The organism is Zavarzinia sp., from assembly GCF_041650655.1.
Lineage (GTDB): Bacteria > Pseudomonadota > Alphaproteobacteria > Zavarziniales > Zavarziniaceae > Zavarzinia.
In genome coordinates, this window is sequence record NZ_JBAZKR010000108.1 from 1 (window position 1) to 11,969 (window position 11,969).

General features: G+C 68.4%; 11 protein-coding genes. 7 read left to right on the forward strand and 4 right to left on the reverse strand.

The window, feature by feature from the left end; all coding sequences use genetic code 11:
* Positions 1 to 1,014, reverse strand: a 1,014-nt coding sequence (locus WC493_RS18740) for a hypothetical protein (protein ID WP_373067262.1), incomplete at its 3' end; no start/stop codon positions are given.
* Between the two features lie 1,000 nt (positions 1,015 to 2,014).
* Between WC493_RS18740 and WC493_RS18745 the strand changes: the two genes are divergently transcribed.
* The 6 genes from WC493_RS18745 to nhaA all read left to right on the forward strand — a co-directional run bounded on the left by WC493_RS18745 (position 2,015) and on the right by nhaA (position 5,383).
* Complete coding sequence (locus WC493_RS18745) at positions 2,015 to 2,590, forward strand: YSC84-related protein (RefSeq protein WP_373067264.1); 576 nt, start codon at positions 2,015 to 2,017, stop codon at positions 2,588 to 2,590.
* A gap of 46 nt (positions 2,591 to 2,636) precedes the next feature.
* On the forward strand, positions 2,637 to 2,879 hold the full coding sequence (locus tag WC493_RS18750; RefSeq protein ID WP_373067267.1) for a YMGG-like glycine zipper-containing protein: 243 nt from the start codon (positions 2,637 to 2,639) through the stop codon (positions 2,877 to 2,879).
* 44 nt (positions 2,880 to 2,923) lie between these two features.
* Complete coding sequence (locus WC493_RS18755; protein WP_373067269.1) at positions 2,924 to 3,382, forward strand: OmpA family protein; 459 nt, start codon at positions 2,924 to 2,926, stop codon at positions 3,380 to 3,382.
* Positions 3,379 to 3,630 (forward strand): zinc-finger domain-containing protein, encoded by a 252-nt coding sequence (locus WC493_RS18760; RefSeq protein ID WP_373067272.1) that lies wholly within the window; start codon positions 3,379 to 3,381, stop codon positions 3,628 to 3,630. The genes WC493_RS18755 and WC493_RS18760 overlap by 4 nt, the downstream gene beginning before the upstream one ends.
* 74 nt (positions 3,631 to 3,704) lie before the next feature.
* Positions 3,705 to 4,046: a hypothetical protein gene (locus tag WC493_RS18765; protein WP_373067274.1), complete on the forward strand. Its 342-nt coding sequence runs from the start codon at positions 3,705 to 3,707 to the stop codon at positions 4,044 to 4,046.
* Positions 4,043 to 5,383, forward strand: coding sequence for a Na+/H+ antiporter NhaA (gene nhaA / locus WC493_RS18770; RefSeq protein WP_373067276.1), 1,341 nt, complete (start codon positions 4,043 to 4,045; stop codon positions 5,381 to 5,383). Before WC493_RS18765 ends, nhaA begins: the two co-directional genes overlap by 4 nt.
* Positions 5,384 to 5,631: 248 nt before the next feature.
* Here nhaA and WC493_RS18775 read toward each other — a convergent pair whose 3' ends face one another.
* From WC493_RS18775 to dps, 3 genes are all read right to left on the reverse strand, one after another.
* Positions 5,632 to 5,790, reverse strand: coding sequence for a hypothetical protein (locus WC493_RS18775; protein ID WP_373067279.1), 159 nt, complete (start codon positions 5,788 to 5,790; stop codon positions 5,632 to 5,634).
* Positions 5,791 to 5,887: 97 nt separating this feature from the next.
* Positions 5,888 to 6,430: a hypothetical protein gene (locus tag WC493_RS18780; RefSeq protein ID WP_373067281.1), complete on the reverse strand. Its 543-nt coding sequence runs from the start codon at positions 6,428 to 6,430 to the stop codon at positions 5,888 to 5,890.
* Positions 6,427 to 6,906, reverse strand: coding sequence for a DNA starvation/stationary phase protection protein Dps (gene dps / locus WC493_RS18785; RefSeq protein ID WP_373067284.1), 480 nt, complete (start codon positions 6,904 to 6,906; stop codon positions 6,427 to 6,429). Before dps ends, WC493_RS18780 begins: the two co-directional genes overlap by 4 nt.
* A 405-nt stretch (positions 6,907 to 7,311) precedes the next feature.
* On the opposite strand from dps, the gene WC493_RS18790 reads away from it, so the two are divergent.
* Positions 7,312 to 11,664 (forward strand): chemotaxis protein CheB, encoded by a 4,353-nt coding sequence (locus WC493_RS18790; RefSeq protein ID WP_373067286.1) that lies wholly within the window; start codon positions 7,312 to 7,314, stop codon positions 11,662 to 11,664.
* Positions 11,665 to 11,969 lie beyond the last annotated feature (305 nt).

The following is an 11,969-nucleotide window of genomic DNA, read 5'->3' on the forward strand; positions in this document are numbered from 1 at the left end:
GGTCCAGGAGACCGCGCCGCCCGCGGCCGTCACCCGCTCGACCTGGCCGCCGCCGAAGTAATGGACGGTCGCATCCGGCCGCGCCTGGCGGATGCGCTGGTGGCCGGGGCCATAGGCGAAGGCGACGGTGGCGGTGCCCCGGGTGATGGTCGCCGGCATGTCGAAGGCGGTCCAGGTCAGGGTCCGCCCCTCGCCCGTCAACTGGTTGCCGTTGGCGTCATAGGTGAAGCTGCTCGCCGCCGTGCCGGCGATCGCCGTCACCGTGCCCCGCTTGGGGTCGATCGTCCGCGTGGTCAGGATATTGTTGCCGTAGCGCTCCTGGGTCACCACGCCGGTGGCGTCCATCACCTCGGCCCGCCAGAGCACGCCGCCGGTCGCCCCGTTCCGCACCTCGTAGAGATAGCCGAGCGCCGTATAGCTATAGGCCAGCGTCTCGCCGCCCGTCGCCGTCGCGGTCGCCACCCGGCCATAGGCGTCATAGGTCTGCGCTCCGGCGGCGCTCACCCCCGCCTCGAGGGTCTCGGTGGTCGCCGAGGGCCGGCCCAGCGCGTCATAGGAAAAACTCTGGCTGTAGCCCGCCGTGTTCACCGCCGTCGCCGGCTTGCCGATGCCGTTGGCCGCCGTGTCGTAGGTAAAGGTCGAGGTCATCCCCGGCTCGATGCGCCGGTACAGACGGCCCAGCCGGTCGTAGAAGAATTTCGTGATCTGGCCCTTGGCGTCCTGGCTCTGGGTCACCTGGCCCAGCACGTCGTAGCTATAGGTCCGCAGGCCCAGGTCCGGATCGTTCAGCTGGATCTGGCGGCCGCGCAGGTCGAAGACGGCCTGGATGCGGTTGCCCGCCGGGTCGATGGTCTGGACCAGGTTGCCGAAGGGGTCGTAATCGAAATGCGTCACGCTGCCCAGGGCATCCTGGGTGGCGACCACCGCGCCCTGGCTGTTCTTGGTGGTGGTGATCACCTGGGCCTTGGCGTTGGTCACCGTCGTCGTCAGCCCGTCGTAGGCCGTCGTCGTCACCCCAACATCGCCGGCCTCTACGCCCGCAAGGTGGCGCGCCTCACGGAAGCCCTGAACCACCCGGACGAACGCGCCGAGGCGGCGGAGGCGATCCGCAGCCTGATCACAAAGATCACGCTGACGCCGGGTGCCAGGCGCGGCGTGGTGAACGCGGTGCTGGAGGGAGAACTGGGCACGCTGCGTAGACGGGCCAAAAAGCGAACACCCCCGCGGCGGGGCCTGCGGGGGTGTCTGTATCGGTGGCTGCGGGGGCCTGCGACGGCTTAAAATTGCGCTTCTCGGCAAAGAACCAAAGCGGCTTGGTAAGGCTTGCCGTTGAGTCCTTTGGCTGGCTGTTTCGCACAACCGCGTAGCGGAGCGCCGTCGGCTCGGGGCCGGACCACGCCGCTTGTCCTGACCGCAAGATACACGACGGATGCCATATTGCCGGCTCAGCGGTCGACCAGATCCGCCGCATCATCCCAGGCCCCTCTCCGGCAACCGGAAACGGCGCCGCGGAACGCGCCGTCGCGGCGTCGACGGCGGGGCCGGCAGGCAAGGCGCAGTGGCCGGGCAGGACGCCGACGCCCGACTGGTTCCGGTCCGCGCCACAAGGCGCAACCAGGGACTGAGTATTTTCCGATACTGTCCCTCCCCCTTGCCAGGCGTTAATGTCCGGTCACATCCAATAATTCCGGCATCATAGCAAGGCAGAAGATAATATAGATCCCAAAAATACAGTCTCTGCCACAGGCGATATTGCGCCGGTGGAGCGGATAATTTGTCTTCAGGCCGTCACTTTTTAATCAAAATTCGCCATAACAGAAAGCCTAAGACTTCCTTCTGACCGGCGACTTACTGCTCATGCTCGTCGTCGTCGCCTTGTTCGGCGCGCCGCACGTGGGTTACGGCTGGTGAACAGCCTGCCTTTCGGCCGGGCGCCAACAGCCACCGACATTCCGCACAACGGGCCCGCTTTCGCCATGACGGCGAAACCGCCCTCATTCGTCAGGACAACGAAATGACCACCAAACATACGACCACGACACGCGCCGTCATGCTCGCCGTCATGCTGGCGGCAACGCCGCTGGTGACAGCCGGGATGACGGCCCCGGCGATCGCGGCGACCACCGATGATCTCGACCGCGACAGCCAGCAGGCGTTGCAGACGCTCTATCGGCTGAATCCGTTGGCCGAGAGCCTGTCGCACAAGGCCAAGGCCATCCTGGTCTTCCCGAACATCGTCAAGGCCGGGCTGGTGTTCGGCGGCAGCTACGGCGAAGGCACCCTGCTGCGCGATGGCAAGGTCCACGCCTATTACAACTCCGTCACCGCGTCCTGGGGCCTGCAGGCCGGTGCCCAGTCCTATTCCTACGCCGTGTTCCTGATGACCGACAAGGCCGTCAAATACGTCGACAAATCGGACGGCTGGGAACTCGGCGTCGGCCCGACGGTGGTCGTCGTCGACGAGGGCGTGGCCAAGAACCTCTCGACCTCGACCCTGAAGGACGACGCCTATGCCTTCATCTTCGGCCAGCAGGGCCTGATGGCCGGGGTCAGCATCGAAGGCACCAAGATTTCCCGCATCAAGCGTTGAGCCGCAGGCCCGACGTAAGGACGAACGAGACGATGGGAGATACATCATGACGAAGTTTTCAGGGTTGGCAGCGGTCCTGCTTTCCCTCGGCCTGCTCGGCGCCTGTGGCGACACCACCGGTGACCGGGCGCTCAGCGGCGCCGGGATCGGCGCCGGCGTCGGGGCGGTCGGCGGGCTCCTCTTCAACGCGCCCCTCGAAGGCGCGCTGATCGGCGGCGCCGCCGGCGCGGGCACCGGCGCATTGACCGACCGCCATCAGATCAATCTCGGCCGGCCGATCTGGCGCTAGCCGCCGGCCCCGGCCCCACGCCTATTTGAACAATGGAGGTTCCAATGAAGTCCCCTTCGAAATACGCCGCCGCGCTCGCTGCGGTCTTCACCTTCGGCCTGCTGGCCGGCTGCGCCGACCAGGGCGACGGCATGGCCGCGACGACCTCGCCCGAACTCGCCGGCGCCTGGTATCAGGTCTATTTCGACACCAACAGCGTCGAGATCAACGCGCGCGGCCGGGACATCGTCGAACGTGTCGCCTACGTCACCGCGAACAATGCCGCGACCAGCGTCACCGTGATCGGCCGGACCGACCGCGTCGGCGAACCGCCCGCCAATCTGGCCCTGTCGCATCGCCGTGCCGACGCGGTCCGCGATGCGCTGATCGGCGCCGGCGTCCCGGCCGACCGCATCGAGACGAGTTGGACCGGCGAGAGCAAGCAGGCCGTGGCGACCGCCAACCAGGTCGACGAACCGCGTAACCGGGTCGTGGACATCACCGTCGTGAAGACGACGCCTTGACCGGCGCCTGTCCGAAGTTCCAGAACGACGCGGGAATCGCGGCAATCAGCATCGGCGCGCGGGAGTTCCACTGCATCGGTGAAACGCCGCCGCAGGATCACCCGCACGTCTACCTCAACATGGGCGGCCGCGACGACATCCTGTGCCCCTATTGTTCCACCCTCTACCGCTTCGACGGGCGGCTTGCCGTCTGGGCCAGCATCCCGCCGGAAGCCCGCTACGTCGAACGCGCCGACCTTTCGAATTAGCGCGTCCCGGGGCCGGCCGGAGGGCTGTCGAAGGCGCCGCCCGGCGCCCGGAACCTTGTGAAGGAAAGCCGGAGATGGCGAAGATCATGACCGAGACCAACTGCGCCATGACGGAAATGGTCACCGCGCTCGACCGCTGGAACGGTGACGGTGGCGCACCGGCAGCCCCTGTCGACGAAAATTCGTCTGCGAGCCGGCAACGCCTGCTCCTGCGCCTCGGCATTGCCACGGCGGAGGAATGGGATCGCTTCCCCACCGGCGTTCAGCGGGCAATCTTCCGCCGCGCCGCGGACGGCCAGGGCGACGCCCCGCCGACGAGCGCGGAAATCGCCCGCTTCCTGCACGACAGCGCCCCCCGCCGGGATATCGACGAGCCCCGGATCAAGGGCGGGAACGGCACACCCGCGCAGACATGACCGACAGCCTGGGCAAGCTGCCCAAGGAGGCCGTGGACCGCATAACCCGTCCCTTCACGCGCTTCCTGCGCATCGAGGCGATGGCCGGTGCCGTTCTGCTGTTCTGTACGGCGATCGCCCTCGGCCTGTCCAACAGCCCCTGGTCGGACGCCTTCCTGACCTTCTGGGAAACGCCGGCCGGCATCGAGGTGGGGACATTCGACTACGCGCGGTCGCTGCGCCATTGGATCAACGACGGCCTGATGACGCTGCTCTTCTTCGTCGTCGCCCTCGAACTGAAACGGGAGATGGTGCTCGGCGAATTGCGGGACCTCAGGGTCGCAGCACTCTCCCTCGCCGGCGCCCTGGGCGGCATGGCCCTCCCCGCCGCCCTATTCATTCTGGTCGAAGCCGGCGGCCGGGCCGCCCATGGCTGGGGGACGGTGATGGCGACCGACACCGCCTTCGTGATCGGCGGGCTCGCCGTGCTCGGTGCCCGGATTCCCCTGAATCTCCGGCTGTTCCTGCTCTCCTTGGCCATATTCGACGACATCGGCGCCATCCTGGTGGTCGCGATCGGTTACGGCGGGACGCTGAACGCCTACGCCCTCGGGATGGCGGGAATGGGGCTCGGGCTCATCGCCGGCATGGCACGCTTCGGCATCCGCAGCATTCCCGCCTATTTCGCGGTCGGCGTGCCGATCTGGCTGGCCGTGGACCTGTCGGGCCTCCATCCGACCCTGGTCGGTGTCGCCCTGGGCCTGATGACGCCGGCGCGCAGCTGGGTCAGCGACAACCGCCTGCATGCCATCCTGAGCCGGGTCACGGCCTATCCGCCCGGCGATCACTGGAGCGGCGACACGACCGACCGGGCCGATCTGCGCCGCGCCGGCGTCGCCGCCACCGAGGCGCTGTCGCCGATCGAGCGCCTGGAAATCATCCTGCATCCGCTGGTCGCCTTCGCCGTCGTCCCCCTGTTCGCCCTGGCCAATGCCGGCACCGTTCTCGGCGGCGTCACGATCGACCTCTCCCTGGCACTGGCGATCTTTCTCGGCTTCGTCGTCGGCAAGCCCTTGGGCATCCTGGCCTTCAGTGCCGTCGCGGTCGGGCTGCGGCTGGCGACGCGCCCGGCGGACCTGCCCTGGCGCCTGATCGCGGCCGGTGCCATGCTGGCCGGCATCGGCTTCACCATGGCGTTGTTCATCGCCGACCTCGCCTTCGGCGGCGACCTGCTGGTCACGGCCAAGATCAGCATATTGGCCGCGTCCTGCGTCTCCGGCGTCGCCAGCCTGTCGGCCCTGGCCTGGCTGACGCGGATCCCGGCGCTCGAAGCCGACAGCCGAGCCCCGCCCTCGTGATCCAGAGAGAATCTCATGCGCCATCTCGGCGCGGCACCGCCGGCAGCGGTATCCTGAAATGCGCCGGCGCAGGTATCATCCACGCCACCTGTATTTCGACAGCGATGCCCAGACGCCGGGCGAGATTCCCCACCGCGACGAGATCAGGCTGCCCAGCGCGGTGTCGGCGAGCGTCTTCGGGCGGACGGGCGCCGAGTTGCCGGCCCAGCGGCGGCCGCACGCGCACCATCGAGTGCGCGGCCCCGGGGTCAGTGCCCGCCTGCGTCCCGGCCCTGACGACTGAGGGCGAGAACCAGTATGGCGCCGCCCGTGATCGTCCAGGCGGCGAGGATGCCGAAGGCACCGATGTCGACCCCGACCATGATGGGAAGGTCCAGGGCGTCCGCCCCGACAAAGACGCCGAGCATCACACCGGCGCAGGCGCCGAGCTCGATGCTGCGCGTACCCGGCCTTCGCGTGCCGGGGCATCCCGCCACCCTGGCAGGCAGCAGGCCGGCCCTCGGCTCACACCGTCTCGGAGGACTCGCCGGGAGGTCGCGCGGGGGCGGCGGCATGACGCTTGGCAGCCTCGTCACCGTGGAACAGGGCGCATTGCGCCTCGGTGCAGGCACTGCCGGTATCGCTGAGCGCAAGCGCGAAATCCGAGGCATCGCAACTCTCCATGGCTTGAAGATGCAGGCTGGCCGCACGTTCGTGATGGAATGCGGCCCGATCATGATGTGCGGAAACGCCGAGCCCGGAGCGCAACGCCCCCGCCGCCTCGACGGCCTCGACCGAGGCCCGCGTGATCGGCCCCGCCCCGACCTTGGCAAGATCGTCATGGTGCCGGCGATAGTAGTCTACGGCCTTGCTGCCCATGTCGATCGCCAGCAGGGCATGGCCATGAGCCAGCGAGGCTCGATGGGCGGCATGGTCGTAGTCTTTGCCGATCTGGAAATGCCGGGCCGCCTCGTGGTGGTGTGTCGCCGCCAGTTGGTGGCGCCGCGCCGCATCGCCATGGTGCTCCAGGACAGCGGAACGGGCCGGGGGTGGTGCGCGCTTGATCACGTCGGCGTCACATGGGATTCGACGAACCAGAGCTGTTGATCGACACCGCCGGAAATCTGGGTGAAGAGGTCGGCGGTCGTGGCGTCGCCGGCCTGGGCGGCAAGGTCGATCGCTTCCCGCACCGACTGGCCGAAAGCGGCGAGCGCCCCGGCAATGGCGAAGATATGCGCGCTCTCGTCGGCGATGCCGAGCGGATAGGGCACCAGGAAGGACTGGGCGACCGCGATCTGGATCGTGCCGAGTGCCGTGCCGCCCAGGCCGCCGGCACGCTCGGCGATCCGGTCGGAAAAGCCCTCGACCTCGACCGAGACCGTGTCGAAGAGTTCGTGGACGGCGATGAAGCCGGGCCCCCGGACATTCCAGTGGGCCTGCTTCACCTGGGCGTGCAGGTCGATCGCCGCAGCCAGGTGGCGGTTCAGGAGTTCGACGGACTGCGTCCGGATCTCTTCGGACAGCGTATTGCGTGTGGGCCGCATGATAAGCACTCCATTGCCATTGCACGGGTGGACAGGTAGCGTCTCGGGGAGATGGCACCGGCAGCGCCTGCCTCGGCGCAGAAGGTGTCCCGTGACCATTCATCCTGAGGGGGCGAATGTCCGGTCACGGGACGAAGCCGCGGCGGTCCCAGGGCAGGGGAAACCGCGGCCTTGAACGGATCGAGCCAGGGTGCCGGCCGTTTCCGGCAGGGACATCAGTCGACGCAGGCGAGGTTCGTTTCGATGGACATTCTGTGCTGGCTTTTTGCCTAGCTTATGTTTGTTAAGCCTATTGGATAGAGTGACGGCCGGGCAGACTCGGAAAATACTCAGCCCCGGATCACCTCGCCCCATGCAGGGGAGAGGCTTACTGAATTCGGAAGGTCTCGACCGCGGGGGATGGGCGTGCCAGACAACCAGCCGCACCGCCACCGAACGGCCCGGCAGCACCTGCGCCGTCGTCAGGCGTCACAGCATGCGCCGCCTGACGTCGCGCCGCCCGACATCGCGCCGCCCAACATCGCCGTGGTCGGCATCGGTGCGTCGGCCGGCGGGCTGGAGGCTTGCCGGAAGCTGCTCGACGCCATGCCGGACCGCCCCGGCATGGCCTTGATCCTGGTCCAGCACCTCGATCCCACGCATGAGAGCATGCTGGTCGACCTGCTCGGCAGCTCCACCACCATGGCGGTCCGCCAGGCCGTGGACGGCATGACCGTCGAACCCGACCACCTCTATATCATTCCGCCGGGTACCTATCTGGCGGTTGCCGACGGGGCCCTGCATCTTTCCCGGCCGCAGGCCCGCCACGGGGCCCGACTGCCCTTCGATTTCCTGCTGCATTCCCTGGCGGCCGCCTATGGTGCGCGCGCGGCCTGCGTGATCCTGTCCGGGAGCGGGGCCGACGGCAGCCTGGGCCTGAGGGCGGTCAAGGAGGCCGGCGGTCTGGTCATTGCCCAGTCGCCCCTGGAAGCGGGCTACGACGGCATGCCCCGCAACGCGATCGCGACCGGTTTGGTGGACCTGGTGCTGCCCGCGGCCGAGATTCCTGCCGCCCTGACGGCGCACGCCCGCCGCCTTCCCCTGCCGGACCGGCCGGGAGAGCCGGAGAGCGAGACCGACCGCATTGTCGCCCTGCTGCGCCAGCACACCGCCCATGATTTCACGCTCTACAAGCGGGGCACCCTGCAGCGCCGGATCGAGCGGCGCATGGGGCTGGCCGGGATCGAGGCCGGACGGATGGACCGCTATTTCGACCTGCTGACCGAAGATGCCGCGGAGCGGGACCTGCTGGCCAAGGACCTGCTGATCAATGTCACCAGCTTCTTCCGCGATGCCAAGACCTTCGAGACGCTGGCGACCCGGATCATCCCGGAGCTCGTCCGCCGCCAACCGGCCGATCATCCGATCAGGATCTGGAGCGTCGGTTGCAGCACCGGCGAGGAGAGCTATTCGCTGGTCATGCTCTTCCTCGAGGCGATCGCCGCAGCCGGGCGCAACGTCAAGCTCCAGGTCTTCGCCTCGGATGTCGACGCCGATGCCGTCGCCGCGGCGCGGGAGGGGTTCTATCCCGCCACCATCGCGGCCGATGTCCCGCCCGCCAGGCTCGCCCGCTTCTTCATCCGGGAAGACCAGGGTTACCGGGTCGTGCCGGAACTGCGCACGGCGGTGATCTTCACCGTACAGGATGTGCTGGCCGATCCGCCGTTCTCCCGCATCGATCTGATCTCCTGCCGCAACCTCCTGATCTACCTCCGGCCCGAGGCTCAGGCCAGGGCGCTGTCGCTGTTCGATTTCGCCTTGCGGGACGGCGGCATCCTGCTGCTCGGCAGTGCCGAGACGGCGGGCGACGGCGACGGACGCTTTGCGTTGATCTCGAAATCGGAGCGGCTCTATCGCCATGTCGGCCGGGGCCGTCTCGCCGACATCGCCTTCCCGACGACGGCGGGAAGCCGGGAACCGGGCCGCGGTGGTGCGGGCACGGCGCCGTCACGCCAGGCGACCCTGGCCGCCCTGTGCCAGCGCCTGGTGCTGGATGCCCATGCCCCGGCCGCCGTGCTGATCAACGAGAAGCGGGAATGCCTCTATTCCCTCGGGCCGACCGACCGTTTCCTGCATGTGGCGCCCGGCACGCCGTCGCACGACTTGCTGGCCATGGCGCGGCCCGCGCTGCGCAGCCGGCTGCGCGCCGCCATCCAGCGCGCGACCGAGGAAAAGACAGCGGTGACGGTGGCCGGCGGCCCGCTGACACAGGACGGCCCGGAAACCTTCGAGATCGAGGTCCAGCCGGTCCTGAATGGCGGCGAGGCCCTGCTCCTGGTCTGCTTCGTCGAGGACCAGGCAAGGGCAGGACAAGCCGCCGGGCCGTCGTCCCCGGCCGACCTGCCCCGCATCGCCCAGCTGGAAAAGGAGCTGGAAACGGTGCGGGCGGAACTGCACGGTGCCGTCCGCAACCTCGAACTGTCGGGCGAGGAGCAGAAGGCGATCAACGAGGAGGCGCTGTCGGTCCAGGAAGAATATCAGTCGACCAACGAGGAACTGCTGACCTCGAAGGAAGAACTGCAATCCCTGAACGAGGAATTGACCGCCCTGAACAGCCAGCTCCAGGAAACCCTGGAGCGCCAGCGCACCACCGCCAACGACCTGCAGAATATCCTCTACAGCACCGACGTCGCGACCCTGTTCCTGGACGAGGCGCTGAACATCCGTTTCTTCACCCCGGCCACGAGGGCGCTCTTCACCGTCATCCCCAGCGATATCGGCCGGCCGCTGGCCGACCTCGCCTCGCTGGCCGACGACGATGCGCTGCCCGGCGATGCGCGCGCCGTGCTCAAGACGCAAAAGCCGATCGAGCGCGAGATCGAGGCGCGCAGCGGCGCCTGGTTCCTCCGCCGCATCCTGCCCTATCGCACGGCGGAACAGGCGGCCGAAGGGGTCGTCATCACCTTCGTCGACATTACCGAACGCCGGCGCACCGCGCAGGCCCTGGATGTGGCCAAACGTCAGGCCGAATTGGCCAATGTCGCCAAGTCGCGCTTCCTGGCCGCGGCCAGCCACGACCTGCGCCAGCCGCTACAATCGCTGGCCCTGATCCAGGGCCTGCTGGCGAAGATGGTGGCGGGCGAGGATGCCCGGAAACTGGTGGCCCGGCTGGACGAGACGCTGGGGGCCATGTCCGGCATGCTGAACGCCCTGCTCGACATCAACCAGATCGAGGCCGGCACGGTGCAGGCCGACATCGTCACCTTCCGGGTCGGCGATCTCATGGAACGCCTGCGCGACGAATTCGCCTATCACGCCGAAGCGCGGGGGCTCGCCCTGCGGGTCGTGCCGTGCGGGCTTTCGATCCGCAGCGACCCCGGCCTGCTCGAGCAGATGCTCCGCAACCTGCTCTCCAACGCCCTGAAATACACGGCTCGGGGCAAGGTGCTGCTGGGCTGCCGACGGCACGGCGACAGCCTCGCCATCGAAATCCGGGACACCGGCGCCGGTATCGCCGAGGACCAGCTCCAGGCGATCTTCGAGGAATATCACCAGGTCGGCAATGCGGCGCGCGAAAGGAACCGCGGCCTCGGGCTCGGCCTGTCGATCGTGAAGCGGCTCGGCGCCCTTCTGGGACACCGGATCGAGGTCCGGTCGCGCCTGGGAAAGGGCTCGGCTTTCACCATTTGGGTCGAACGGCAGGACGCGCCGCCGGTGCCTCTCGCCGCCGTCGCCGACGCAACGACTTCCGGCGATGGCGGCCGCCGCGGTACGATCCTGGTGGTCGAGGACGATCCGGACATCCGCGACCTGCTCCAGAAACTGCTCGGCGCGGAGGGGCACCGCACCACGGCGGCGGCCGATGGTGCTGCGGCCCTCGACCTGGTGAGCCAGGGCGGGATCCGGCCGGACCTGATCCTCGCCGACTATAATCTGCCGGGGACGTTGGACGGGCTCCGCCTCGCCAAGACGCTCCGGGAACGACTGCACCACCGGACCCCGGTCATCATGCTGACCGGCGACATCTCGACCGATACCCTGCGCGAGATCGCCTTGGCGCATTGCGCCCACCTGCACAAACCGGTCTCGCGGCCCGCCCTGACCGCGGCGATCCAGCGCCTGCTGCCGGACCCGGTGGCCCATGATCAGCCTGCGGTCCCGCCGCCGACCATCTACATCGTCGACGACGACAGCCATATAAGGGACGGCTTCCGCGCCCTGCTGGAGGCGGAAGGCATGACGGTCGAGACCTATTCGAGCTGCGAGGACTTTCTCGCCTCCTATCGGCCGGTGCCCGGCGCCTGCCTGCTGGTCGACGCCTATCTGCCGGGGATGAACGGCATCGAGCTGCTGCGCCAGTTGCGGGACTCCGACCGGGGCCTACCCTCGATCATGATCACCGGCAGCAGCGACGTGCCCTCGGCCGTCGAGGCGATCAAGGCCGGCGCCTCCGACTTCATCGAAAAGCCGGTGAGCCGCGACGAATTGCTGGCGGGGATCGAGCGCGCCCTCGACGAGGCGCGGGATTCGGGCAAGCGCCACGCCTTCCAGGCCGCCGCCGCCGACCATATCGCCTGCCTGACGCCGCGCCAGCGCGAGATCATGGACATGGTCCTCGCCGGCCATCCCAGCAAGAATATCGCCGCCGACCTCGGCGTCAGCCAACGCACGGTGGAAAACCACCGGGCGGCGATCATGCGCCGGACCGGCGCCAAATCCCTCCCCGCCCTGGCCAGGCTGGCCCTGGCCGCCGCCGGCGACGGTGACAACGAGACCTGATCCCGGAATCCCGCGCCGGAAGGCCATGAGCAGTTTCCGAGGCTGGCGCCCACCGGCCCCTCCCGGCTAGTGTGCAGAAACCGAAGGCTCCCACCGAGCCCTTCACAGCCGGCGGATCCGGCCGGCGCCCAGCGCCCGCCAGGTCGACCGCAACCAGCCCGCAACCGGCTGGCCGCCGAAAATGCAGAAACGAGAAGGCACCCCGATCGGCCGCCGCGGCCGACGGACGAAATCCGTCCGCTTCGCGGCTCGGCCTTCTCTGCCTGCCCCCCCCCCCCCCCCCCCCCCCCCCCCCCCCGCCCCCC

What these genes read in the sequence shown, in the direction of transcription:
- WC493_RS18745 (WP_373067264.1), top strand. Translation starts at nt 2,015, where the DNA reads ATGACCACCAAACATACGACCACGACACGCGCCGTCATGCTCGCCGTC.
- WC493_RS18750 (WP_373067267.1), top strand. Translation starts at nt 2,637, where the DNA reads ATGACGAAGTTTTCAGGGTTGGCAGCGGTCCTGCTTTCCCTCGGCCTG.
- WC493_RS18755 (WP_373067269.1), top strand. Translation starts at nt 2,924, where the DNA reads ATGAAGTCCCCTTCGAAATACGCCGCCGCGCTCGCTGCGGTCTTCACC.
- WC493_RS18765 (WP_373067274.1), top strand. Translation starts at nt 3,705, where the DNA reads ATGGCGAAGATCATGACCGAGACCAACTGCGCCATGACGGAAATGGTC.
- nhaA (WP_373067276.1), top strand. Translation starts at nt 4,043, where the DNA reads ATGACCGACAGCCTGGGCAAGCTGCCCAAGGAGGCCGTGGACCGCATA.
- WC493_RS18775 (WP_373067279.1), bottom strand. Translation starts at nt 5,790, where the DNA reads ATGCTCGGCGTCTTTGTCGGGGCGGACGCCCTGGACCTTCCCATCATG.
- dps (WP_373067284.1), bottom strand. Translation starts at nt 6,906, where the DNA reads ATGCGGCCCACACGCAATACGCTGTCCGAAGAGATCCGGACGCAGTCC.